Consider the following 25,235-nt stretch of genomic DNA (forward strand, 5'->3'; position numbering starts at 1 on the left):
TGCTAGTAGATTTTTATCAATCTTACATAGGAAGGCTATTTATCATTAAACCGTATTGATTAAGTCTAACACTTAAATCAAGTGCGGTTTTTTTATTTTTTCCAAAAAAGGAGGAAGCAAAAATGAAGAAAATGGATTATCAAAATGTGAAGGGTACACAGGATTATTTACCGGATGCGGAGATTATCCGAAGAAAGATCAGAAGGACATTAGAGGACGTGTTCATTCAATATGGATGTAAGCCTTTAGAGACACCTATCCTAAATTATACGAGCTTATTAGCCTCGAAATACGGAGGAGGGGCGGAAATACTGGAGGAAATGTACACCTTAACGGATAGAGGGGGAAGGGAGCTCGCTTTACGTTATGACCTTACCATGCCGTTTGCGAAAGTGGTTGCCATGAATCCATCCTTAGCCCTGCCCTTTAAACGATATGAAATAGGAAGGGTATTTCGGGATGGACCAATTAAAACGGGAAGGTTCCGCGAGTTCACGCAATGTGACGTCGATATTGTCGGCGTCGGATCACAAATAGCGGAGGCAGAATTGATGGCGATGGCAATCGATGCATTCGGGAAGCTCGAGCTAGATGTCATCATCCAATACAATAATCGCAAGCTCTTAGCAGGGATGCTTCGTGTATTTGGTGTGGAAAAGGAAAAAATCAATCCAGTCATTCTCATCTTAGATAAACTTGAAAAAGTGGGTCTTAACGCTGTGGTTTCTGAGCTGAATGAACAAGGCTTATCAAAGTCCACTATTTCATTGCTGGAGAGATTTCTATTAGGGGCTAAGGATGTTAGCTATTTCAAATCATTTGCTCCCGGAAATGAAGAGGTAAGTGAAGGACTGAAGGAGCTAAATGAGTTAGAATCCTATCTTTCCATACTAGGTATCAATCAACAATGTGTCTTCAACCCCTTCCTTGCGCGAGGTTTAGAGATCTATACCGGCACAATCTATGAAATATTCTTAACGAATCAATCAATCAAATCGAGTATTGGAAGCGGGGGCAGATATGATCAGGCGATAGGCGGGTTGATCGGCACAGGTGAAAACTATTCAACGGTTGGAATTTCATTTGGTTTGGATGTGATTTATACAGCCATCACTCAATAAAGGGACCTTCAGACAGCAAATCTGACGTGGATTATTACATCATTCCATTAGGTACGCTAAAGGAATCGTTGTTAGTAGCAAACGCTTTGCGGGAGAAGGGCTTTAAGGTGGAGCTTGAGATGAGCAACAAAAAGATGAGTAAGGCTCTAAAGAAGGCAAACAAAGAGAGAATATCTACGGTAATCCTTATCGGGGAAGAGGAGGTAAGGAATAATCAAATCAAAGTGAAGGATATGACCTCTGGGCTTGAGATAAATGAGGATTTTTCGTTTAATGCATCCTCTATAGATAACTAATAGGAGAGCAACGGCATCCCTGGGCTGCTGCGCTTAATTCAAAGAGCAGTTTTCTTGAAGTTTGTTCCTTTTGGACATAAAGGGGAAACAGCGGAAATTGTGAGACCGCTAAATGGAATGGTTTCTTCGTATAACTGGGGCATGTAAAGAAGGATTCGAGCAATTAGTAGAGAATAGTTTTAAGGATTTAACATTCTATTGGCTATAAGGGAGATTATTGTGGAGAAACTTGAAAAGCTAATTAGTTGGGTAGAGGAAATAAAGAATAAGAATAAGAGCAGTGCGACATCCTTATATATTCTGAAAGATAATGAAGTGATTTTGGACTACTATAATGGGCATCATTCGAATTCTGCTGACTCAGCGCCCATTACCTCATCCTCTCAATTTAATGTCGCTTCTGCCAGAAAGAGCTATCTTGGGTTAGTGATTGCCTATGCTCTTTATGAAGGGAAAATCAAAAGTCTTGATGACTATGCAATTGATTATTTCACCGAAATGGATGAACAATTGCTTGGGAAAACAACGATACGGCATTTAGTTACGCACTCGCACGGGTTACATGAAAAAGAGGATGGCACTCTTTTTCGAGAGTTTGAACCTGGTCAGGGGTGGGCCTATAGAGGAATCAATGTGATAATGCTGACCAGGCTGGTAAATCGTCTGTTTAATAGAAGTTTTCCAGACCTTCTGGAGGAAAGAGTCTTCTCCCCATTAGGTTTTACAGAAACAGCCTGGCAAACAAAAGAGAATGATTCATTAGTGAAGGTAATCGTTCATCCAGAAATAGAAGGGACATACAGCCTAGGGAATGGCAATGATGGATTGGAGTCAAATTTACATACTTCTGCAAGGGAGTTTGCACAATGGGGCAATCTTCACTTAAACAAAGGAATGGCGAATGGAAAACAAATCGTTCCACGTGAGGTCATTGAAATAGCGACACTGGTTCAAAGTCCTGTTTACAAGGATACGAGACTTCCCCAAAACGGTTTGTTTTGGTATGTGCAAGGAAAGCCTGCCGCCTATAGTGAGCTTGGTGATCGGGTGCCCGAAGGCTCTTATCAAATCTTAGGCGTAACGGGTCCAACTCTTCTTGTCATTCCGGAATACCATGTGGTCGTTGCAAAGATGTATAACAAGCGCTATAACTATGGCGGAGATAATTACCTATACTATTTGCGGGAATTTAGTCATTTAGTTGCTGACACTTTTCGGAAGTGAGGAGAATGACCATTAATCTAACTTCAATACTAAGAGCCGGAATGAGCATCTTTTTTGAGTAATGATCAAAAAGGTCCTTTTCTACATGTAAGAAAAGGACCTTTTTATTATTCTATCACTTGCTCATAATAATTTCTTTTCGATTTATCCGAAACAATAAAGGTAATAAGTAGTCCCAATGCCAAGAAAGCAAAAGAGCCTATCATATAGATTGGCCGGATTTCAAATAGTTCAGCAGATAATCCGAGTATAACGGTAAATAAGATGATTAAACCAGCCTCCAGCATTCCAAAGACACTGGAGAATCTGCCCATAATATCTACGGGTACATTGTTTTGATAGAACGTTAAAAAGCCTGTATTAGCGAAAGATAAGAAAAAGGTTAAGGTGAAGAAACCGATAGATGCCCCTAGGAAATCAGTTGAAAAAGCAAAAATAAGATAGCCGATAGGCGTGAAGATGGCACCAAGTCCCATCAGAATATTTAAGGATAATTTATTGGCGAATACCGCATTTACTAATGAACCGCCAATGATTCCAACACCGGCAATACTGACAAGAAATCCATAGGTACTTTCAGATAAAGATAAAACCTCTGTGGCAAATGCAGCCTCTAAAGAATCCAAGGCAGTCATAAACACTGAAAGGATAGTAAATAGAATATAAACGAAGGTCACATGAATAGTTGTTTTGCTGAATGTCAGAATCCTTTTCCAATCGTTTAAAATTAAAGAGGCAGTAGCTTTTTCAGTTATACTATCGCTTTTCCCTATCTCCACATTAGGAAGAAGAAAAATGACGATGGCTGATAGGAATAACGCAATCGAATTCATCAGTATAGCTAGGTTTGGAGATCCAATCATAAAAAGGAAACCGGCAATGGAAGGTCCTAGTATAAATCCACATGAATGAATGAAGTTTCTCAATGCATTAAATCTTTGTCTATCTGTTTTGGGAATTAATTTCGTCATGTAAACCATGGAAGTAGGTTCAAAAATCGATTTAGCTATATTAATTAGAAAGACGACTAGATAGATGAGAATAAGCGAATCTAGAAATGGCAAGGTAAAAATAAATATCGCTTTTATCAAATCCAAAAGGATCATAAGATTTCTTTGGTTTAATCGATCAATAAACGTTCCAGACCAAAAATTCGTCAATAAGGCTGCGATGGGTAAGAGAATATACAGGATTGATACAGCTAAAGGTGACCCCGTCATATCTAATATAATCAAGTTCAAAGCGATCAAATAAACCCATGCCCCTATATTGGATATTCCGATTCCGAATAAAAGTAAAAGAGGATTTTTCCATTTCATTGTATCACTCCTAAATATAAGGTTTATAAAACAAAAAAAATCTCACCCCCAAGGATTATGATCCTTAGGGACGAGACTTCTTATATTTAGAAGTTCGCGGTACCACCCCAGTTTATTCCTGTGTCACCACAGAAACCTTTTCGAGTACGACATAACGAAACAAATGTTTATACTCTATCTCGATAACGGGAGAAACCGACACATAATCAATATCTAGACGAAATTCCTATGTGCTGCTCCGAGGCTTGGTTCAGTGGGCTATTACATCCTCCATTTTCAGCTGCTGGAGTTCTCTGTTATGCTTGAGCACACTTACTCTTCTCTTCATGGCATTTATTATAGGTGATTATACAATGATTAACAGAATAAAAAAAGGATTAAAAAATTTTAAAATGAATTTCTTCAGTCCATCCTCCACTTTGAAAACCATTTACGTTAAGGAAAGTAAGCATAGTCCACTAAACCATACAGCGAAAAGAGCAGGAATCGAAATAAATTTTTAAGAAGCTGTTGAGCTTTTGTAAACATTCTGTTAACTAAGCATAATTCTGAAAACTTGTGGTAAAATGAGTAACAAGTAATGGAAAGTGTGACATATGGGTTTGCGCAGTACGGTGAATAGAAGATCAACAAGGGGGGAGTTCATTTTGGATGCAGTGGCGAAGGTCAAGCTTGTATTCTATGCCTTGTTAATTTGTCTAATCAATCTTTGTGCCTTTTATTATGCGGTCTTTTATGATGATAAGGACGGGAGCGGGTTTTTTGCGAATAAGGGTCAGTATTCCTTCGGGGAGAGCGCCTCAGCAGCGGATCAAGAGATCCCGGTTACCTTGGCCATCACAGACCAGGATGATGCACCAATCGGCAACTTGGAGGTTATCTTAAAGAGTGTGTCAAATGGAAATGCTTCTTTCCCTCAGAAGACGAATGAGAAAGGGATTGTGCAGTGGACAGCCAGCCAAGGGTTATATACGGTTGAAATCTATATGAATCATCAGGTCATAAAGACGAAAATCGTTGTCATAGACCATAAAAAACAACCAACCATCCAATTAACTCTCGATATCTAGGGCAAGAAGCCGGAGCCAACAAGAAGCTCGGCTTTTTATTTTTGTGGAATTAGATTGTTTACATACAGTCACAAGTGGTAATAGGTAACAAAGCTTAAGGGAGGAGGTGGAAGGAATGGAACATGCAAAAGCCTTATTGATTAAATTTGTTATGGTGACAGCTGTGTTGTGGATTGTATTGACCGTTGCCTTTGGCGTGAGTTTTGTAGACACCCTGATAGTCAGTCTTGTCTTAACGCTTGCGGCCTATGTATTGGGTGACTTGTTGATCTTCCGCAAGTCCGGGGAACCAGAGGAGCATCAGAAACGGAACTTAATTGCGACCGTATCTGATATGGTAATGGCCTTTGCCGTCATTTGGTTAATGGGAGAGGCTTTATTCCCGAATGACACAAATATCCTCTCTGCTTCTTTAATAGCTGCTATCCTGATAGCCGGCGGAGAATGGCTATTCCATAAATGGATTGACCGAAATGTTTTTGGTGTAAAGGAATCTGGAGAGAAAATCACTGGCAATGCAGATTATACCCCTTAAGGGGAAGAGCCCAATTCAATTGAATTGGGCTTCTTTTCATATTGTGCGAATTGTTCGTGATAAAATGGTAAAAAGGATGAGTGGAGGGATGGAATGAAACAGGTAATCGCGTTAGGCGGCGGGGGATTTTCAATGGAGCCGGATAACCCGCTGCTGGATGAATACATCATGCGCCAGTCCGCAGCACGGGTGCCGAAGATTTGCTTTATCGGTACAGCGAGCGGGGATGCGGATGGCTATATTGACCGGTTTTGTCAGTTTTTCAACCAGTATGACTGTGAGCCGACGCATCTTTCTCTCTTTAAGCCGCCATGCCGTGATTTAGAGAGCTTTATCTTAGCCCAGGACATCCTCTATGTCGGCGGGGGCAGCACGAAGAACTTGATGGCTCTTTGGAGGGAATGGGGCTTAGTGGATATCTTGAAGAAGGCGTATGACCAAGGGGTACTTCTATGCGGAATCAGTGCTGGGGCGATTTGCTGGTTTGAGATGGGCGTGACGGATTCGTATGGCGGAGAGCTTGAACCGGTCGTCGGAACAGGTATTCTTCAAGGGAGCCATTCACCGCATTATAATGAGGAGGAGAAAAGGCGGCCGGCCTATCAGCAGATGATCCAAGAAGGGGTCATGATGGGCGGAATGGCAGCTAGTGACGGAACGGCTCTTCATTACGTTAACGGAGAACTCCGCCGAATTGTCAGCTCACGGCCGGAAGCAAGGGCCTATGAGGTTACGCCAAAGGGCGAGACCATGATTGAACCCTACTATTTAGGGAAGGATTATGTTCTGAAGAGCAAGCGTCTGACCCTCAAACCATTTACGCAGGCTGACTTCAACCAACTAATCAGCTGGATTGACAGTGAAGAACAGATGACGATTTGGTCAGGTTCCACTTTCACCTTCCCTCTCACAGATAAGCAGCTAGCAGCCTATCAAGCAGATAAAAAGCAAGTTGCGTTCAGTGTGTATTCGAATGAAACGGGTGAATGCATTGGTTATATGGCCATCGGGAAAATCAATCAGCGCCACCGCTCAGCACGGATTGGCAAGGTGCTGATTGGAACGCCAGCCTTGCGTGCCAAGGGACTCGGGGAGGAGATGATGAGGGAAGCGGTCAAATTCGCCTTCTCGCATCTTAATCTACATAAAGTGACACTTGGTGTATATGAGCACAATAAAAGAGCCATCGCCTGCTATGAGAGAATTGGTTTTCAGAAGGAAGGCCTCCTGAGAGACCATGCCAGAGTGGGTAAGGGTTATTGGAATATGTGGGAGATGGGCTTATTACAGGCTGATTATGTTTAATTTTCCCTATAGAGGTTAGTAGTTGGTAGTGACGCAGGTTTAGAAAGGGTGATAGATGGATGATTGGACAGAAGGAAATAGAGCAGCTTGAGGTGATGAAGCGCTTGAAGGGCGCGGTCAAGGCATTTGGGGAAAGGGCCCCTCAGTATGAAGCCAATCAAGCCTTTCCGTTTGAGAATATCGAGGATTTGAAGGAGATTGGCTATACGAAATTGACGCTGCCGAAGGAGTATGGCGGATACGGGGAAGGATTGCAGGCATTCCTGTATGGACAGGAATTGATAGCAAGTGCTTGCGGCTCTACTTCCCTGGCAATTGGCTGGCATAATATGACCATCTTAGAGGTTTTGGAGAATCAGCAATGGGATCCGGCGAAAAAGGATGCGTTCTTCCATGCGATTGCCAAAGGGGCATTAGTGAACAGGGCAGCCTCAGAGCCGGCAACCGGCAGCCCGACAAGAGGCGGCCGGCCGCAAACGACAGCCGTGAAAACGGGTGACGGCTGGGTGTTGAATGGCCGCAAGACCTTCACCTCACTTGCTCCGGCACTGGATATCTTCCTAGTCAGTGCTTGGATTCCAGAGGAGGAGACAGTCGGCTGGTTCATGGTACATAAAGATCTAGCAGGTGTGTCCATTGATGAGACGTGGGATTTGATTGCGATGGAAGGCACAGGCAGTCATGATCTTGTTCTCCAGAACGTCCACGTCAAAGCGGATGACTATGTCGAAAAGGCGGCACCAAAGAAAGGAACCGGCTGGCTCTTACATATTCCTGCCTGCTATATCGGTATCGCTCTAGGTGCGCGGAACTATGCCGTGCAATTTGCGAAAAGCTATACGCCGAACAGCCTGCAAAAGCCGATTTCGAGCCTGCCGCATATTCAGGATAAGATTGGTCATATCGAGCTCGAGCTCATGCAGGCCCGCCATTTCCTTTATGCGGTCGCTGCCCGCTGGGATGAGAAACCGAATGAACGGGATGAAATGGCAGGCGAGCTCGCTGCCGTCAAATATGCGGTCACGAATGCAGCCATCAGCATCGTAGATAAGGCGATGAGGGTCGTCGGTGCCCAAAGCTTGAAGAAATCTAGTCCCATGCAGCGCTATTTCCGCGACGTGAGAGCAGGGCTTCACAATCCGCCGATGGATGATGCAGTCCTTGCCTTACTCGCAAACCAGATACTACAGGATGAGGAGAAAGCAGAATGAAATCAATTATAGTAGATGTCGATACAGGAATTGATGATGCGCTGGCCATTGCCTATGCCGTGCATTCCCCAGAAATTGAGCTTCTTGGACTTACTACTTGCTTTGGGAACGTGACCGTGGAGAAGGCAACGCGCAACTCCCGGCTCGTTCTTGAGAAGCTTGGCCGTTCGGACATCCCTGTCTATGCAGGTGCGGGGGAAACCTTGAATAGAGGCTTGAACGGGGACTTCCCACATGTCGTACACGGACATGACGGCCTCGGCAACTTAATCGATGAGGAACCAACGGATGAAATGGCCCATAGTGACCAGCATGCGGTAGATTACTTAATAGAACAGGTGAAAAATAAGCCCGGCAAGATCACGTATATTTGCGTCGGTCCGCTGACGAATCTGGCACTTGCCCTTCAAAAGGCACCGGAGATTACACCGCTGTTTGAGGAAGTCATCATCATGGGCGGCGCTGTATACACGAAAGGAAATATCACATCGCATGCAGAGGCGAATATTCACCGCGACCCGGAGGCGGCTGACTTTGTCTTCCGTTCCAATCTGCCGCTCTACCTTGTCGGACTTGATGTGACCATGCAAACCTTGCTTCCGACAGAGGAGCTGAAAGGTTGGCGTGAAAAAGGGGAAGAGCTCGGCTCCTTCTTCGCTGACATGACGGAGTTCTATATTGACTTCTACAAGAAGGCAAACCCAGGGATTAAGGGCTGTGCCCTCCACGATCCGCTTGCGGTCGGCTTGGCGATTGACAAGAGCTTCGTTAGCTTGAAGCCGGAGCGTCTATGGGTGGAGCTTGAAGGAGAAAGGGAAGGAAAAACCTGTCCGAATGGACAAGGGAGACCACTCGTTAATGTGTGTGTGGATGTAGATGAAGAGCGTTTTGTGAAGCATTTCTTAAGCAGAATGATTTAAACGGTTATTGGTCCAGCTGTCATCTCAAATGACCGCTGGGCTATTTTTATGCATGAAAAAAGCTCCCCGTCTCCACGAAATTTGAACTTCGTGCGACTGTAGGAGCCTTTTCCCTTCTTATTCTTAACGACCCGGGTTGTCGGATTGATGGACCATGTCATACGGCTGTTCGTCATCTCGCCGATGGTTTTCTTCTTTTTCTTCATCATGTTTCCCTCCTAATTTTCCCCTTAAAAAAGCAAGGGTGTGGTATAATTTTCTGAAAAATACCTGTTCCGCTTCAAAGATATAGCCTCCTTAAGCCAGAGACACAAAAAACCACCCTATGCTGTAAAGCGGGAGGGTGGCTTTAGTACGCCGCTCGCGGCGAGTGTGCCAAAGAGTAACCAGCTCTCCGGTTTTGACTGTCTTTGTACGTCCATATTATATCATGCGGCTGCATAATTCAATCATAAGATAAGTAAATGGTTGTCAGCCTTAAGAGGAAAGGGAGGGTAGCTGTTATGGCCAAATGGATATCCTTGTTTACGGCCTTCCTGCTAATAAGCATATTGACCTCATGCATGGAGGCTAATCCGCCTGAATCGGCTTCCCCAAAGGAATATGCAGAAAAGTATTTGATGGAAGCTGTGTTAGAAACCGTACGAGCGGAGGATTATGAGGATTTTCATTACTCTGCCAGTGAGAACATACAAATTGGCGAGCTTCATCAAAAATGGCGTTATTCAAAGGCATTCTTGAAAAATGAAAACGATTCACTTGAGAACACGGGTGATTGGTATGCAGCTGTCTATCAGGATGGAAAGCCGGTTAACGTCGTAGCCATTTCCAAAAATGAAAGCGGTTATTATTCCTTTATGGGAATCGGCTTTGGAAAGGACCTGGCAGAATCCTTAGATAAACGGACTGCCACAGAAGGAAAGCTAATCTATGAATTCCCGATGGACGCTTGGTTTGTTTACGATAAAGGGCATGTTATTGCGGTAAATGATGCAGGCCAAAGGTTGCTGGGGCTTGAGAAGATTAGGTTTGATAAATTTCAACAATCTGTTTATGACCGCTATGCGGATAAATGAATACTGGGAGGAAGGGATGTTTAGCTAATGAAGGATGTACTGGAATGGGTAGATTCAAGAAAACCGGGTGTTACAGAGACTGAGATTAATCGGGCAGAGGAACAATTGGGTATTCGTTTACCGGCAGAATATAAAGAATTATTCATGCTGACGAATAATGCCCAGGTGGATGAATGGACACTCTTTCCGATTAAGGATCCCGCCAATCTGAAGAAAACATGGGATGACCTGGTCCGCCAGAACAGTGAATTAAGGGATGAAGGCATGCCAGAAGATTTAATTGCCATCGCGGAAGATGGGACAGGAGATCTCTTATGCTACCGGAGAACGGAAGAGGGAATTTATCTTATCCTATGAAGCTCTCGAATAAGGTCGGGAAGCAGAAGCTTTAGATTGACAGGACCTTTAACAGAGAGTTTATACATTCAAGAGCATATAGATGAGATTTGCATGATCAAAGAAGGTTGAATCCTTATTATAGATGCCGGGCAGGTTCGCATAAGAATGAAATGAAGTATATTTTGCCGTTTTATTCACTTTATTTATGAGGAAGGAGTGTCATTTAAGTGAAAAAATACATTCTTGCTTTTTTCATGCTTACGATAACCGGGCTTTTGACTGCATGCAATGTATTGGACATTCAAAAATCAAAACAAGATAAAAAAGTAAACGAAAATAATGATGAGATCATTTATGAAGGTTCAGAAAATGAATGGGAATTGTCTCCAACTTTCGAACATTCCGTTATCTATAAAGATGGTGAAAAGGGTTCATATACGGTTGTGGGAAGTACAGAGCGCGTAGGTTTCACAGGTTCATTCCCAATTATCGCGAAAGAACCACAGAAATATTTTTGGTTTTATTTTGGAAGACAAGACATTTACGATAAACCAGTGAAAGTAAAGGCCATAAAAAAAGAGACAAAGGAAGTTGTTGATGTCCTTTCTGGCCCGAGTACCTTTTATAAGAGTGCTGCAGTAAGTCCGGGCAGTGTGAATATGCCTTCACTTTTAACATTTCCATCAGCAGGAATATGGAAAGTCCTTGTATATATTGATGAGAAGCTATATGAAAGTATGGTTATCGAGGTAGTATAATGTGAGCCGTCGATTCAAAGGAAGGATTATTTGAGGGGACCTTGCTTTTTTCATTGTTAAGAACAAAACGGACAAAAAACATTGAGCTACAGGGGGATTACTCCCATATCAAGGGCTAAATCAGCTCTTTTTTGTTAGGGTGTTTTTGTATAGATTGTTCCTTCTATACAGAGATTCAGCTTCCGTTTTATCGTTTCGATAGACAAAAGCGATTATATTCTTGTTTGAATAACTAACAGTTGAAAGCGGTCATGTCATAGTAGGATTTTGATTAAATAATCGTTGAAGGGAATGGAAGGGTTGGAAACGAACACGGATATTTTGAATATGAATAAAGATAGTTGGGAAAGGTCGGCAGAACGTTTTTTCGGAAAAACTGCTCTTCCCGAATATGGTCCTTATTCTTTAAGTGAAGAACAACTCGAATTATTTGGCAATATCGCCGGTCATAAAGTATTGGATATAGGGTGTGGGAGCGGGCATTCATTGCAATATATGGGGGATCGAGGAGCTAAAGAATTATGGGGGTTAGATTTTTCAGCCAAACAAATAGCAACCGCTAAAAACTTGTTGAGTAATCAACAAGTTAACGTATCATTATTTGAATCTCCAATGGAGAACAATCCAGGAATACCAAGGGATTACTTCGATATTGCCTACTCTATTTATGCTTTGGGGTGGACAGTTGATTTACACCGTACATTGTTAAATATACATAGCTATTTAAAGCCCGGCGGTATTTTCATCTTTAGTTGGGAACATCCCATTCACGACCGCCTGGCTTATACCCAGTCATCTTTTACCTTTGAAAAATCTTATCATATTGAAGGGCCAGAATATAATGAGGCTTGGCATAATCAATTTGTTATATACCATCGAAGGCTTAGCACATATATTAATACACTAATTGAAGCTGGCTTCACAATGGAAAAGGTCATAGATGAAGTCGTGTTGCCTGAAAATGTCGGTGCAGATCATCCTTCAAGATGGTATTCATCCCAAAGAGCACAATTAGTACCTGCAACATTTGTCATTAAGGCTTCCAAAAAACATTAGGAGATTCATTTAACGATCAAGGGGTTAATCCGGTTATGCTGAACCCCTTATGAAAGAAACGGGCAGATTAGTCGAACAAGAGGAATAACCCCAGTTTTTGCCGAAGTTACAAAGTAGAGTGAAATGATTTCATTAGAATATAGCCTTAAAAGGGGAAATGAATGATGGCAATTCGCATTCTCAATAAGTCTGATGCTAAGTTGTATCAAGAAGTACGATTGAGTGCATTAAAAAACAATCCAGAAGCATTTGGTTCTACATATGAGAGAGAAGCTAAATTCTCACTGGAATTTGTTGCAGAGAGATTAGTACCAGTTAAGGGTAGATTTGTTCTAGGTGCCTTTGATTACAATGGATCATTAGCTGGGATCGTTACTTTTATGCGTGAAAACAGTCTCAAAACCCGTCACAAAGCAAATGTTTACGGGTTGTACGTAGCACCAGACACTAGAGGACAAGGGATAGGAAAATCACTAATGATTGAACTAATAAAGAAGGCTAAAAATATGGATGATTTGGAACAAATCAACTTAACAGTCGTATCTGACAATCATTCAGCAAAGATGCTGTACAAATCCTTGGGATTCGAGATCTATGGGGTAGAACGAAATGCCCTTAAATATAATGGGCAGTATTTTAGCGAGGATTTGATGGTTTTAACGATCTAGTTTTTGACCTAACGGGTTATTTGCGTTGACTTCCTTATTGAAGAAACAGGGCGAATAGAGGCAAGAAGGATTTTCTATCATACATACCGAATTGGAGGATTATCATCTTAATAAACAACAGGTGATAATTGACTTCAGTTTTTGGAGTGATCAATATACGCAACTTATCGAAAAGGTTAGCGGTAAATGGAAACGTATTTAATTGAAAGTTCATGAAGAAGATTTGCGTGAACGGCTTAAGAAACGAAACAAACGTTTTGATGCTAATGCGTTCCCGATTACAGAAGACCTTTTAACTTCCTATCTTAATGGTTTCAAAATACCACCTGTTGTTATGAGCTATCAGGGATAGGTAGTTGTGATTTACAGGGGAATTCAACATAATAATATCCGTTATAAGTTCGTATTTGGGAACAAAGGAACGGAATAATGGGGGTGGCATATGGAGAATGTTCTTCAAGTTCTTCAAGATAAGGTTTACTGTTTACAAGACGCTATTCAAATAGAAAAGTTAGATAAAGGATATTCTCTAGATAAGAAATATATCGTCTATTTCAGTGATAAAAAGTATGTATTACGGATAGGAGATCGTAATGGATATGAAAAGAAAAAGAGCGAGTTTCAGATCCTAAAAAGGATGCAACAATATCCTGTTCAATCTCCTCAGCCAATTGATATCGGAATCCTTAGTGAGTTCAATGCCTGCTACAACATTTACTCCTATATGGAAGGTGTGGATGCCAAAACGGCATTGCATACACTTTCCGAAAAAGAACAATACAAGATTGGAACGGAAGCGGGGAGAAAACTATCTAGTATGCACCTTCTGGAAGCACCTCCGGCATTAAACTCTTGGTATGAGCGAGCAATGGCTAAACATAATCGATATCTAGAAGCATATAAAACATGTGGGATAAAGATTGAAAATGACGATAAAATTCTTAGATTTATAGAAAAAAATAAGCATCTATTAAAAGAACGTCCCAACCGATTTCAGCATGATGATTTTCACTTAGAAAATATTATTGTGGATAACAAAAGATATGCTGGGGTAATTGACTTCAACAACTTTGATTGGGGTGACCCGCTTCACGATTTTGTAAAAGTCGCGCTCTTTCAAAGAGAAACGAGTATCCCCTTTTCAATGGGACAAATCGAAGGGTATTTCAATAAGAAGGTTCCAGAAACCTTTTGGATGCTCTATTCCATCTATGCGGCTATGGTTGTTTTTTCATCAGTCGTTTGGTCCCAGCGTTTTGCACCTGAACAGCTAGATGAAATGATGGAGCGAATTCATATGATAGTAGAAGACCATAAAAGTTTTGAAATACTCAAGCCTGTATGGTTTGAATCATCTTTCATCATGTAGGATACTGCTTATGTAATAAGGGGTGCAGCACCGCACGAGCTCTTTTATTATTTAGATTAGTAAAAGAAGGAAATCACTTTTTTAGTACCGTATTTATATAAACGGTATCAATAAAATACAATGATTATGTATGATGCATCATAAGAAGAGAATAATTGTTTTAGGCGTTGATCTAGGAAGGATTAATGCCTTTTTGTGTTGAATTTATTATAGAAGTATAGAGGCATGTTAGTGGAATTCATTGGATTTAGGTGGTGAGAGACAGAGAATGAACCTTGTTAAACATCTTGGGATAAAGTGCATGATGTTTGTTGTACTATTACTAACTCAATTTTATACAGATAGTTATATTAGTAGGCCGTTTACTTACGTGGACTTAATAGCAATATTAATTGTTGGTTGTATAGTAATTCCTACTTTTATACTTTATGAAAAGATAACAGAACGCCTAAAACCAATTACTTTAGCCAAAGATCTATTCCTACTGATATTAGCGTTTTTTATGGCAATTATTTTCACAGGTCTTATAACAGGAGGAATAGAGTTTTCTTAACCCTTCTTTAGGCAGGAATAAATCTCATGTTATAGAAACGGCATAGGTTAGCGGATATGGTATCCTTGATGAAAATCAAACACATGCGCAGACTTAAAAGATGAAGAAATAAGGCAGATTAGCATAAGAAGGATATTAGGAAACAAGTGAAGAATAACTAACTTGATAGAGTCAATATGGAAGCTTAGGAGGTCTTTTCTTGTTTTTTATTGTACCCTTTCTTTTAGCTAACGTGATCCTCGCTATAGCTTTAATCATTTCACTTATTCTTAAGCAAATCTTCAAACCGTCTATCGCGAAGATTCCTATCTACATAACGATACTCTCAGGAATCAGTATCATGTATTACGGTTATAGATTCGTTAGAGGGTTTGAAGGTGCTATGATTAGTTTTTTAGGGATTTTCACGATAATCGAGGCTTTATTTTTACTCATTTACTTTAAAGGCCTGTTTCATAAAAATTTCTTCACAACGAAACAATAACTCTCTCCATAGGGAGCGGTTTATTTACTTGATTTATGCTTGAGGGATACCGAGGTATTCATTTAGGTAATGTTTGATTGAGTTTTGTTCAACAGCCTTAAAAAGGAGGTAGTATATGAGACGCAATAAAAAGAAGATGTGGCTTATGATAAGCGTGCTATTCATTCTAGTTCTAATCTCCCCGCCCCTTTTAGATTCAGTCATACATGATAACGATTCTCCTAGAAGTGCTATCAGAGCTTATATTAGAGATCAAGGTTATCCCTATCAAAGTTTTTTCGCCATCATCATTTCGAGAGATATTTATGATAAAGAATACGGAAATATGTATGACGTAACATGGCATGACTGGAAGAGTGAAACTGGAATGACTCCTACTATTTGCTATGCAAAAGAAAACAAAAACGAGAAGTATAGCATTAGTTGCGGTACTGGTCCTTGATTATTGTACTTTTTTTGCGAGTGTCATAATGTTAAACCTCTCTAATTTTAACACTTCCTGAAATATTTTATGGAAACACCGTTTAAATAAAAAAGAAGAGTCACTTCCCCGTTTGTTTGGATGATAAATGAATTTTAAGGTTTATTCATCCATCTGGAGGAGCCTAACTAAAGTTAATTACGGTTCTCTCCTTTCTATTATTTATAATCTTATAAAGTTTTGAATATATGTATATAAATATATGGGTCGTTGATCCAGGAAGGGTTAATGTCCTTGTTTTGTTGAGCTTCTTACTGTAGAAACGAGTCAGATTAGCTTTACACATACCGGTATTTCTATTGTTCATCATTGTTGTAGGAGTCACATCGAGAAATAGTAAATTATCATTGTTTTTTGGAGTTAATGCTATCATGACAGTTATCTACTTGTTGCTTGGTTATTTTTTCATTGTTGATGATGGAAGTTGGTTTAAACCTTTCGGAAGAGACTTCGCAATTATATTCATCTCTATTGTTTATATGTTAGGGCAGTTAATAATTAGGGGAACAACAAGAGGGATTGGTACGGTCATTTTCAGCACTAAACAAAATGAGTAGTATTCAACTGATCGGTGCATTACATCGGTATAAGGAGCCGTCACCATTTCCTTTTACTTACAACCCACAAACCGAGCAGTTTATGAAGAAGTAAATGGAATAATACATTAATGAGGTGACTTATAATGGTAACTGCTTCAACTTGGTTTGGTCCTTATGCAATTGAAGTGCTTGAAATACCGATTGCCATTCTGTTGGGAACATTGTCAGCGTTGTACTTTAAAAAAGTGATTATAGGACCTTTAATTCATTTGGCTATATCCATAATTACTTTTTTATGGATTTGGTATTCCTTTTATTCTGCAAGTACAGTTGATTTTTTTGCTGTTCATATGAATGATTTTGTATCTTATGCGATAGAGGCGTTTTTTATTGGGGTTACTTGGTTGCTTTCTTGGGGTTTATTAAAGTTAAAAGGAAATAGTAAAACTTGTGATAAATCATTCAAACGGGTGCGTTGATCCAAGAAGGATTAACCACCTTTTTTGTTGAATTCCTTTTGTAGTTAGAGAGTAGGTTGGTGAAAAATGGAGAAAGTCAAAAACGGTTTTATATTTCAACTTGTATAAACAATATATGATGTTTGTTGAGGTAAGTTCATGTGGGGAGTTTGTTCGTAAGGGAAAAGGAAGGAGTTAAAGGAGATGTCAGATTCTTGGAAGAGACCTAAAATTAAAATAGTTAAAACTAAGAGTGAGTGGATTTGGGATTTCATCGGGTATTCCTTTTATTTTGGCTCGTTAATCTTTTTAATTTACAATTGGAAGGGGCTCCCTGACGAAGTTCCAGCACATTACAATGCGTTAGGTGAAGTAGATCGTTGGGGTTCAAAGATGGAACTTTTTATATTACCCATAGTAGGTGCAATAAGTGCAATCTTCATGCAATTGTTCGAAAAGTTCCCAGAATCACACAATTATCCAGAACGATTAAGTAAAGAGAATGTTAAAGAGTTCTATTTGATAAGCCGGAAACTGGTAAATCAATTAAAAAACATATGTCTAATCATCTTTGCTTTAATCTTAATTGAATCAGTTTCAATTGCCTTAGGCATGGGAAACGGGTTTGGATTATGGTTTCTACCAATTGCCATACTAAGTGCACTTATTCCAATTGTGTTAGGAATAATTAAACAAAAAAAGATTCGATAAATAAACCTTAAGACGCTGTAAACAATTACACTTAAATGATAACGGGTGTGTTGATACAGGAAGGCTTAGCGCTCTTTTTGTTGAAATCCTTATTAAGGAAACCGTGCATTTTAATTGAACAAGGTTTCAAGGGGGGGATTTAGGAAATGGAAATAGCCGGTTGGTTAGGTATTATTTCAATTGTATTCATTATTTTATGTTTTTACTTCACTCTTTCATTTATTGAAAACCTGCATAAGGATGATGAACGTATTACAAAACAGTCAAAAAGAGCAGCGATCATTTGTCTTGGATCAGCGTTACTTATTCCTGTTCTTTTTAATCTTATATTTCATTAGCAGAAAAACTTTATTGAATAACAGGGCGTTAATCCAGGAAGGATTAATGCTCTTTTTTGTTGAATTCCTTATTGTAGAAACGGGCAGTTTAGCGGAAGAAGAATGTTCATTTATAAATCTGAACTAATTGAACAGTTGAATCATTAACAGAAATAAGTGGTTAGTTGTGTAAAAGAGGTGGTTTATTGAATATATTCATTGTTGCATATGTCGTTTTTATCGTTACAGCCAACCTTATCGGGTTACTCATCTACAAAAAGAGTAGAAACCTATACTTAGCAGCATTGGTTATTTTCATACTAGCGGGAGTATTTGGGGTAATTGGGGTTGTTTGGGCTGTAGTGGTTTTTGAGGATGGCTTTTCGGCATTTTTCGGTTTTAATCTTGCTTCCTATTTATTTTATAATAGTATACTTGTCTTATTTCTCGCCCTTGTAGTGTCGATAATTAAAAAAGTCAAAAAGCATTGGTAGAAGATCACACCTGTCAAATTGATGGTCTTTTCTTATGCTGCTATCGGCCAGATTTGTTGAAGAAGGATTTTCCGTTTGATGACTAGAATTTTAGGTTGGTGGAACTCTTTAGTTGCAAAATAAACTGATTTTTAGAGAACATCATACACGGCGAAAAAACTATTCTTATTCAACTCAGGGCATTATCAAGGAGGATTAATGCTCTTTTTTGTTTAATTCCTTATTGTAGAAACGGGAGGTTCGTGAAAGAAGAATAATCAATTTGAAAGTAGATTATACAGCTATTTAAGTGATGGAGAGGAAATAATAAAGGTGGTCTATTATGTATTGGGTAATAGGTTTATTTGACAAAAAAACAGAACAAAAAGTTGAAGAGATTTGGACCCAACTGAGTGAAAATTCAATCGCCTTTTATTCACAAGAAATGCAAGATGCAAGACCGCATATAACGTTAGCAAGTTACTATGATTTAGATGAGGATGAATTTATCAGATTAATGGATGATTTTTATGCAGATAAATTAAGTTTAAATATAACCTTTAACACAATAGGTTCCTTTATGAATTATAAGACAATCTTTTTATCACCAATTATGACAAAGGAACTAATGAATTTTCATTCTGATCATTATGAGTATTTTAAGAAATATCATGTCAATGCTAATACGAATTATTTACCTGATCAGTGGATACCTCATTGTACTTTAGCCAATAAGATATCGACAAAAAAGTTATCAGAGGCATTTCACTATTGTTTGAAAAACCATCAAACAATCGAGGGGAAAATTATAGAAATTGCTCTTGTAAAATTGGCTAGTGATGCAAATCCTATTATGCATGCACCAATCATATACTCGAAAAAATTAAGTTTGTCTGTTTAAAAAGGTATGAACTTAAATTAACCAAGGGAATAGCAGAAGACCAGATTGTCATTTTGATGGGCTTGATCTTCTGGGCTAAAGAGGCAACGTTCCTGTGATGAATGAAGGTAATGATTTTACCAAGGGGGATTCAGTTGAGCAAAATTGAGCAGAGTACAAAGTTAGATTTAGGAAGAATCGTTTTCATTGGGCGAACTTTTGAAGAGTATATGGATATGTTCTTACTTACCGAAGATGAACTGCGAGGAAGGAGAATACTGGATTGTCCAGCGGGGGCTTGTTCGTTTACAGCTGTTGGAAACAAATCAGGGCTAGATATAACGGCTTGTGATATTGCCTATTATCATTCTCGTGAAGACCTAAATAATAAAGGCCTTCAGGATATTGAACACGCAATGAAGCATATGAAAAAAGCTGAAGGCAACTATAAATGGGACTATTTCAAGGATATAGAAAGTCTTAGAAATCATCGTTTAACGGCATTACAAGAATGTGCTAACGATATGAAAGAATCAAGTGAAAGATATATCCCAGCTAACTTACCTTCCTTGCCATTTAAGAATGATGAATTTGAGATTCTTCTCTCAGCGCATTTTTTATTTATGTATGCGGACAGGTTAGATTATCTATTCCACTTAGAAACTCTGAGAGAACTGTTGAGGGTTACAAAAGAGGAAGTTCGCATTTTTCCTTTAGTTGATTTAGAGGGAAATAGATATAAGCATTTAGATAAGATATTTGGTTATCTTGCTGATTGTAACTACATCGTTGAAGAAATAAAAGTTCCATATGAATTTCAAGCGAATGCTAATTCAATGTTGAAAATAAGGAAAGGTTAGAGGATACTATGTTCAACTTCGTAGGTAATATGATGGCTCAAAAGGTACATGTTATTTTGTTTACATTAGCTTTGTTTACGATTGCAGGATGTTCTAATAACGGAGAAACTATCACAGTATCAAGTAACAGCATTGACTCAGAAAGTGTTAACATTCGCTGCTAGGATACATACAATAGTTCTCCACGTTACATTAATAAATCCTCTATTTAGATATCTACGTGACAAACAGGGCCATTGATCCAAGAAGGATGAAGGCTCTTTTTATGTTGAACTTTTTAAAATGATCATGAGTATCATTGGCTATCCGAACTTTTATTGCTCAATAATAATCTTTTTACAAAATCAAATTTGAAACTTATACCCAAATAAACGGATAACCCTGTACAAATGGAGATAATTGAAGTAACTAAGGCACGAGTATATAAGCTTAGAGTGTCTGGTAACCATAGCTCTGTTAAAATTTTAGCACACCAAACAACGATTGACATGACCAAAACTGACAAGAATACTTCCGTTAATATCTGAAATAAGGGTAATAATTTATATTTGATGGTTTTCTTGATGATATAAATGTTATAAAGAACTGAGACGATAAAACCAAAGTAAGTAGCTAAAATAGGACCTACTTCCTCTAAATATCGTACAAATACGAAGTTTAAAACTATCTTGAAAAAGATTCCTAAGATAATTCCAGTTATTAATTTTCTTTGTTCGTTAATTCCTTGCATAATAGCAGCTGTTACCGTAAACAATGCAAAAATAACGGCGGCTAAAGAGTACCATTGCAAAATACCTCCGCCTAGTTCAGGACTGTTTTCTAACCCAAAAACCATCGTATAAATTGGTTCCCCAAGAATACATAAGCCCATTGCAGCTGGAAGAGTAAATAACATAAGAATTTGGATGGTTTGAGAAATCTTACTTTGTACTTCTAACATTTTTCCACGAGTAAAAGCTGAAGTTATACCTGGTATTAAAGACATACCGAATGCTGTTGCCAATGACACAGGAACCATTACGAGAATTTGTGCTAACCCTATAACGGAATTAATGGTCTCTGCTTCATCTAACTTGTATCCTATAGACTGAAACAATTGATTAATGGTAAAGGTATCAATGTTCTGATAAATAGGTATTGCTAGTCCTGTAATAACAAAAGGAACTGCATAACCGATTAATTCCTTAAATATGGATACAAATTTTATATCCTCATTATTCGGACTCATATCTTTTTGTTTCTTAATTAATTCTTTTCGTTTAAAGAACACGAATAACAAAACAATAAATCCTGCTGCTCCACCTATAAAGGCGGCAAAAGTTGCAATCCCTACAGCATTTGTAAGAGAGCTGTTAAATATATGAATGGTCACATATGCACCAGACAAGATAAAGATAATCCTCACTACTTGCTCGATCACTGTACTTAACGCCGATGGCCCCATAGATTGGCTCCCTTGAAAGTATCCCCTGAAAATACTCATTGCTGGAATAATTAACAAAGCAAAACTAACGAGCCGAATGACAAATTGAACGTCCTCTAAAGAATTACCTGATTGATCATTAGGATCAATTAATATTCCTGCTAAGAATGGTGCCGAAAAATACAAAATAGTAAATGAGATAATACCACTTATGACCATTAGATACATTCCATATCTTAATAGTGTCAAACCCACTCTATAATTACCTAATTCATTATATTTGGAAACAAATTTGGAAACGGCAAGGGGAAGGCCTATTGTTGAAATACTTAACAGAATTGTATACGGGCCATAGGCATATTTATACAAAGCGTATCCCTGTGTTCCTACGAGAGCTGTAAATGGAATAATATAGATGAAACCCAAAATCTTAGATATTAGGCTCGCTACCGTTAAAAAGAAAGTTCCTCTTATAAATTTATTCTCCACTGAAGCACCTCGATTTATCAAAAATAGCTTAGCTACGTAGGCTATTCATTTTATTCACATAGATATTTTTATTTTTCTATATTAACATATATATCCATTCTGTGTTTCGCAGAAAGATATATAAAAACAATTTGTTGCTGTTACTCTCAATATGACCTAGGAGATGAATCGATAAAAAGTACCTCATCGATTATGGATGAGTTTCTTTTATCATTTAAAACACTATTATTTAAAAAAACCTTAATCTAATGGAACCTTTTATTTAAACAAACGGAGGCATTGATCCAAATAGAAGGATTAATGCCTTTTTCTGTTGAATTTCTTATGGAGCAACGGGTAGTTTAGTTGAATAACAATTTATCCTTAAAGAAAGATAATGCTATAATTTTACTATAAATCATATTTTTGGAGGCGGTTTTTTGGAGATAACATTTACTGGTCACGAGCTAAACCCAATGCACGATATGAAAAAATTATCAATAGTTACAGCACAGATAATTGCTGATGAATTACAGAATGAAGTTGATCAAAAGAGGAGGGTTCAAATCACTACCTCGAGTTCCTTAATTGTTGCGGATAAAATCAATACTCAAGAGCCGAACCTTGCAAATTTGCCATTACTTGATTTGGCTTTGCTCAAATCCGAAGATACACTATTTCCACTAATGAAAGACAGCAAAGTAACAAATCAAAGTGGAATAATTGTTTTGAACAATGTAAAAATTATCCCCTTTGCAAATCCTGATAATGTGATTGAGTTAGAAAGTTATGCTCTTTTTACGGACCATATTATGGGATTCAGCTTAACCGAATAACCTATTATGTTTGGGGTTATATGACTATATTGCTAAGGGGCGGCTTAGCGAAAGAAGGAAAGTAATACTTTAAGGGGGATTAATATGCAAGATTTAGAAGTCAGGAAAAAGTTCTTTTTGTCGCTTCTTATTTTTCCGGCAATTGGTCTCTTGATTAGAACATACGCTGAACTGTCATTGGTAACGAAAGGCATACTGACTACAGATATGTATGTTTTGATTTTCATCACAATAGTTGGAATGGTTGGGTATGTGGATGCCAAAAAGAAAATAAACCGTAAATAGATATCCGTATGTTCTAGTTTTTATTAGACAAATGGACAGATTAGTTCATTAAGAGGAAATAGGAGAAATTACTCGAATTAGTATTTATATATTAAAAGATTTTGGAGAGGTTTCTTATGGCTAATGGTATGGAAGATTTTTATTGTGATGAAGTTTTAAATGGTAAGGCAAAGGTTGAAAATGTTTGTGAAACTGATCATACTCTTGCCTTTTATCATACTCGACCTATGTATGAAGTACATATTGTCGTTATCCCCAAAAAACATATTACATCATTGATTGATATTAAACCGGAAGATAAAGATATACTAAACGATTTATTTTCTGTGATACAGCAAGTATCAAAACAGGTAAACGACAAGTACGGTGCCTGTACAGTATCAACGAATATAGGTGAGTATCAAAGTAATAAGCATCTGCATTGGCATGTTCGTTATGGAAATCGGATAAAGTGATTTGATGGTACTTGGTACTCAAAGACAGAATTATTAAGCTTGCTAGAAGGGCATTGATCCAGGGAAGAATTAATGCCCTTTTTTGTTGAATTCCTTATTTTAGAAACGGTCAGCTTAGCGGAAGAAGGAAGTCACTTATATAGTGTCGAATTTATTAAGCTATATAAAGAAAAATGGGGATGAATTTTATGAACAGAAAATATTTTTGGCTTTGGATTGTGTTGATTGCTATACTGGCATTTTTCACAGGTGAACTAGTGAATTTTATGATGCTTTTCTTAATTTTACTTACTTTAATGGAAATAAGCGATGAAATTAAAAAGAGAAACGGACGCTGAAATCTGTTCGAATAAATAGTCAGCTAATGCTAAAAGAAAAATGACAGATTGGGAGATAACTGTTGAAAATAAATACTGATTCTCTTGTAACTTTTATCATTATGTGGGGAATACCATTCTTTATGGTTGCTAGAGGTTTTTTAAAAATGAATAGTGAAGATAAAAAATCTGTGATCATTGATTTTACGTCACGTAGGTTTATTTCTACAATTGGGTTTATGGTTATAGGCGGGTTCTTGATACATTTAGGCACTCTATTAGGCGTAGCCATCAGTAAGTTTATTGGTATTGTCTTGTTTACTTTAGGTGGAATCTTTTCAGTTTTAGATTTGTGGAAGGACAGTAAAGTTAAAAGTATAGTAATACTCATTTTGGTTTCATCAGTAATTTTCATAAATGTTAATTAACCCTTTACTATTGTGCGAAAGAAGCAGGTGAGCGGAAGAAGGGTTTTGTGTTACGATATGGAATTTATCAGTTATAAGGGCTAATAAAGGAGTTAGCGATTATGAGTAAAAGCAAACCAATTGATAAATTAACCTTAGAGGATTTTAAGGATAATCTGATATGGGAATGGGCAATTGATGACGAGCAAAATGAAGAACAAGATGAAACGTGGGTAAGGCCATCGGAAACAAATAATTTTACTGAAGAGCTAAATGGTTCGGTAGTATCAGGGAAATTAGAAACAAATGATGGTGAAAAGTTTCCAATGATGTGTAGTCTTGATATTGAGGATGAAGAAGTATTTATTAGTTCAGTTGTTTTTTATAATAAAACAGAAGACAAATACTATGCTTTAGAAGAGGTAGTTGAAAAATTCCAATTACCTTTATCATTAAATCTTTGTATGAAAATCTATGAGACAACTCAATCAGTGAATTTTACTGCAAACAAAGTGGACATTTATAAAAATAATATAAGAACAAGATTGTAATACTTGCTTCTTCTGCTAAAGTGGGCGTTGATTCAAGAAGACTTAATGCCGTTTTATATTCCTTATTGTAGAAACGGGCAGGTGAGCGGAAGAAGGATTTCTAGTTTGTACATAAAAACTTGTTTTCCCATTAAATTTGGTTGTATTTCTTGATAAATCACTAGGAGGTGTGGAATGTTAACTACTTACAATTGGCCTTTGATTTTTATTATTTTGTTTGTTCTGGTAGCTATTGTAATTGGTTTGATTAAAGTAGTGAAGAAGTTTTTAAACTAAACTATTCATTTGAAATAAAGTCGTATGTTTTGAACAAAGGTATGATATTTATAAAAATATTACGATGCTACTGCCTTAGATTCTTTCTCTAAGGCTTGTTTTATTTAACTTAGTTAAAGATTGTGATTAAATACATTTAAGCAAACGGGGCATTGATCTAAGAAGGACCAATGCCTTTAATGTTGAATTCCTTA

At 38.1% G+C, this 25,235-nt stretch carries 28 protein-coding genes, 1 pseudogene and 1 other annotated feature; of the genes and pseudogenes, 26 read left to right on the top strand and 3 right to left on the bottom strand.

Going from position 1 to position 25,235, the window contains the following annotated elements:
- Nucleotides 1-122: 122 nt before the first annotated feature.
- Both ACY8DX_RS09105 and ACY8DX_RS09110 read left to right on the top strand, forming a co-directional pair.
- Nucleotides 123-1,417: pseudogene (locus tag ACY8DX_RS09105) on the top strand (histidine--tRNA ligase).
- 219 nt (nt 1,418-1,636) lie between these two features.
- On the top strand, nt 1,637-2,641 hold the full coding sequence (locus tag ACY8DX_RS09110; protein ID WP_462406624.1) for a serine hydrolase domain-containing protein: 1,005 nt from the start codon (nt 1,637-1,639) through the stop codon (nt 2,639-2,641).
- Nucleotides 2,642-2,748: 107 nt separating this feature from the next.
- On the opposite strand, the gene ACY8DX_RS09115 is transcribed toward ACY8DX_RS09110, so the two are convergent.
- A complete protein-coding gene (locus ACY8DX_RS09115) occupies nt 2,749-3,960 on the bottom strand; it encodes an MFS transporter (protein WP_462406625.1) in 1,212 nt (403 codons plus the stop codon).
- A gap of 63 nt (nt 3,961-4,023) precedes the next feature.
- Nucleotides 4,024-4,297 (bottom strand) — a binding site (T-box leader).
- Nucleotides 4,298-4,607: 310 nt separating this feature from the next.
- Here ACY8DX_RS09115 and ACY8DX_RS09120 point away from each other — a divergent pair.
- From ACY8DX_RS09120 to ACY8DX_RS09140, 5 genes are all read left to right on the top strand, one after another.
- On the top strand, nt 4,608-5,030 hold the full coding sequence (locus tag ACY8DX_RS09120; RefSeq protein ID WP_462406626.1) for a hypothetical protein: 423 nt from the start codon (nt 4,608-4,610) through the stop codon (nt 5,028-5,030).
- 115 nt (nt 5,031-5,145) lie between these two features.
- Complete coding sequence (locus ACY8DX_RS09125) at nt 5,146-5,565, top strand: YndM family protein (RefSeq protein ID WP_462406627.1); 420 nt, start codon at nt 5,146-5,148, stop codon at nt 5,563-5,565.
- A 93-nt stretch (nt 5,566-5,658) separates the two neighbouring features.
- Nucleotides 5,659-6,870 carry a GNAT family N-acetyltransferase gene (locus ACY8DX_RS09130; protein ID WP_462406628.1) on the top strand — a complete coding sequence of 404 codons (1,212 nt, stop codon included), beginning with the start codon at nt 5,659-5,661 and terminating at the stop codon, nt 6,868-6,870.
- Nucleotides 6,871-6,929: 59 nt separating this feature from the next.
- Nucleotides 6,930-8,081, top strand: a complete 1,152-nt coding sequence (locus ACY8DX_RS09135) for an acyl-CoA dehydrogenase family protein (protein WP_462406629.1) — start codon at nt 6,930-6,932, stop codon at nt 8,079-8,081.
- Nucleotides 8,078-9,001: a nucleoside hydrolase gene (locus ACY8DX_RS09140; RefSeq protein WP_462406630.1), complete on the top strand. Its 924-nt coding sequence runs from the start codon at nt 8,078-8,080 to the stop codon at nt 8,999-9,001. The genes ACY8DX_RS09135 and ACY8DX_RS09140 overlap by 4 nt, the downstream gene beginning before the upstream one ends.
- Here ACY8DX_RS09140 and ACY8DX_RS09145 read toward each other — a convergent pair.
- Nucleotides 8,998-9,210: a hypothetical protein gene (locus ACY8DX_RS09145; RefSeq protein WP_462406631.1), complete on the bottom strand. Its 213-nt coding sequence runs from the start codon at nt 9,208-9,210 to the stop codon at nt 8,998-9,000. The genes ACY8DX_RS09140 and ACY8DX_RS09145 overlap by 4 nt on opposite strands.
- Nucleotides 9,211-9,504: 294 nt before the next feature.
- Between ACY8DX_RS09145 and ACY8DX_RS09150 the strand changes: the two genes are divergently transcribed.
- The 13 genes from ACY8DX_RS09150 to ACY8DX_RS09210 all read left to right on the top strand — a co-directional run bounded on the left by ACY8DX_RS09150 (nt 9,505) and on the right by ACY8DX_RS09210 (nt 20,023).
- Nucleotides 9,505-10,077 (top strand): hypothetical protein, encoded by a 573-nt coding sequence (locus ACY8DX_RS09150; protein WP_462406632.1) that lies wholly within the window; start codon nt 9,505-9,507, stop codon nt 10,075-10,077.
- A gap of 27 nt (nt 10,078-10,104) precedes the next feature.
- Nucleotides 10,105-10,434 (top strand): SMI1/KNR4 family protein, encoded by a 330-nt coding sequence (locus ACY8DX_RS09155; protein WP_462406633.1) that lies wholly within the window; start codon nt 10,105-10,107, stop codon nt 10,432-10,434.
- A gap of 209 nt (nt 10,435-10,643) precedes the next feature.
- Complete coding sequence (locus ACY8DX_RS09160; RefSeq protein ID WP_462406634.1) at nt 10,644-11,174, top strand: DUF4871 domain-containing protein; 531 nt, start codon at nt 10,644-10,646, stop codon at nt 11,172-11,174.
- A 291-nt stretch (nt 11,175-11,465) separates the two neighbouring features.
- Nucleotides 11,466-12,230 (top strand): class I SAM-dependent methyltransferase, encoded by a 765-nt coding sequence (locus ACY8DX_RS09165; RefSeq protein ID WP_462406635.1) that lies wholly within the window; start codon nt 11,466-11,468, stop codon nt 12,228-12,230.
- Between the two features lie 161 nt (nt 12,231-12,391).
- Complete coding sequence (locus ACY8DX_RS09170) at nt 12,392-12,898, top strand: GNAT family N-acetyltransferase (RefSeq protein ID WP_462406636.1); 507 nt, start codon at nt 12,392-12,394, stop codon at nt 12,896-12,898.
- A gap of 442 nt (nt 12,899-13,340) precedes the next feature.
- Complete coding sequence (locus ACY8DX_RS09175) at nt 13,341-14,267, top strand: aminoglycoside phosphotransferase family protein (RefSeq protein WP_462406637.1); 927 nt, start codon at nt 13,341-13,343, stop codon at nt 14,265-14,267.
- A 1,152-nt stretch (nt 14,268-15,419) separates the two neighbouring features.
- Nucleotides 15,420-15,746 (top strand): hypothetical protein, encoded by a 327-nt coding sequence (locus ACY8DX_RS09180; RefSeq protein ID WP_462406638.1) that lies wholly within the window; start codon nt 15,420-15,422, stop codon nt 15,744-15,746.
- A gap of 721 nt (nt 15,747-16,467) precedes the next feature.
- Entirely contained in the window at nt 16,468-16,803 is a 336-nt protein-coding gene (locus tag ACY8DX_RS09185) for a hypothetical protein (RefSeq protein ID WP_462406639.1), read from the top strand.
- Nucleotides 16,804-16,986: 183 nt separating this feature from the next.
- On the top strand, nt 16,987-17,493 hold the full coding sequence (locus tag ACY8DX_RS09190) for a DUF1648 domain-containing protein (protein ID WP_462406640.1): 507 nt from the start codon (nt 16,987-16,989) through the stop codon (nt 17,491-17,493).
- 146 nt (nt 17,494-17,639) lie between these two features.
- On the top strand, nt 17,640-17,831 hold the full coding sequence (locus ACY8DX_RS09195) for a hypothetical protein (RefSeq protein WP_462406641.1): 192 nt from the start codon (nt 17,640-17,642) through the stop codon (nt 17,829-17,831).
- Nucleotides 17,832-18,016: 185 nt separating this feature from the next.
- Nucleotides 18,017-18,304, top strand: a complete 288-nt coding sequence (locus ACY8DX_RS09200; RefSeq protein WP_462406642.1) for a 3-isopropylmalate dehydrogenase — start codon at nt 18,017-18,019, stop codon at nt 18,302-18,304.
- 322 nt (nt 18,305-18,626) lie between these two features.
- Entirely contained in the window at nt 18,627-19,184 is a 558-nt protein-coding gene (locus ACY8DX_RS09205; RefSeq protein ID WP_462406643.1) for a 2'-5' RNA ligase family protein, read from the top strand.
- Between the two features lie 134 nt (nt 19,185-19,318).
- The gene (locus tag ACY8DX_RS09210; protein WP_462406644.1) at nt 19,319-20,023 is read left to right on the top strand and encodes an SAM-dependent methyltransferase; all 705 of its coding nucleotides are present in this window, start codon (nt 19,319-19,321) and stop codon (nt 20,021-20,023) included.
- Nucleotides 20,024-20,318: 295 nt separating this feature from the next.
- On the opposite strand, the gene ACY8DX_RS09215 is transcribed toward ACY8DX_RS09210, so the two are convergent.
- The gene (locus ACY8DX_RS09215; protein ID WP_462406645.1) at nt 20,319-21,935 is read right to left on the bottom strand and encodes a putative polysaccharide biosynthesis protein; all 1,617 of its coding nucleotides are present in this window, start codon (nt 21,933-21,935) and stop codon (nt 20,319-20,321) included.
- Nucleotides 21,936-22,354: 419 nt separating this feature from the next.
- On the opposite strand from ACY8DX_RS09215, the gene ACY8DX_RS09220 reads away from it, so the two are divergent.
- The 6 genes from ACY8DX_RS09220 (at nt 22,355) to ACY8DX_RS09245 (ending at nt 24,765) form a co-directional block, all read left to right on the top strand.
- The gene (locus ACY8DX_RS09220; RefSeq protein WP_462406646.1) at nt 22,355-22,750 is read left to right on the top strand and encodes a hypothetical protein; all 396 of its coding nucleotides are present in this window, start codon (nt 22,355-22,357) and stop codon (nt 22,748-22,750) included.
- 84 nt (nt 22,751-22,834) lie between these two features.
- Nucleotides 22,835-23,035 carry a hypothetical protein gene (locus ACY8DX_RS09225; protein ID WP_462406647.1) on the top strand — a complete coding sequence of 67 codons (201 nt, stop codon included), beginning with the start codon at nt 22,835-22,837 and terminating at the stop codon, nt 23,033-23,035.
- A gap of 116 nt (nt 23,036-23,151) precedes the next feature.
- Nucleotides 23,152-23,490 carry an HIT family protein gene (locus tag ACY8DX_RS09230; protein WP_462406648.1) on the top strand — a complete coding sequence of 113 codons (339 nt, stop codon included), beginning with the start codon at nt 23,152-23,154 and terminating at the stop codon, nt 23,488-23,490.
- A 188-nt stretch (nt 23,491-23,678) separates the two neighbouring features.
- Nucleotides 23,679-23,828, top strand: a complete 150-nt coding sequence (locus ACY8DX_RS09235; protein ID WP_462406649.1) for a hypothetical protein — start codon at nt 23,679-23,681, stop codon at nt 23,826-23,828.
- 62 nt (nt 23,829-23,890) lie between these two features.
- The gene (locus tag ACY8DX_RS09240; protein ID WP_462406650.1) at nt 23,891-24,235 is read left to right on the top strand and encodes a hypothetical protein; all 345 of its coding nucleotides are present in this window, start codon (nt 23,891-23,893) and stop codon (nt 24,233-24,235) included.
- Nucleotides 24,236-24,336: 101 nt separating this feature from the next.
- The gene (locus ACY8DX_RS09245) at nt 24,337-24,765 is read left to right on the top strand and encodes a hypothetical protein (protein WP_462406651.1); all 429 of its coding nucleotides are present in this window, start codon (nt 24,337-24,339) and stop codon (nt 24,763-24,765) included.
- Nucleotides 24,766-25,235: the final 470 nt, after the last annotated feature.

This window comes from Gracilibacillus sp. Marseille-QA3620 (assembly GCF_054950035.1).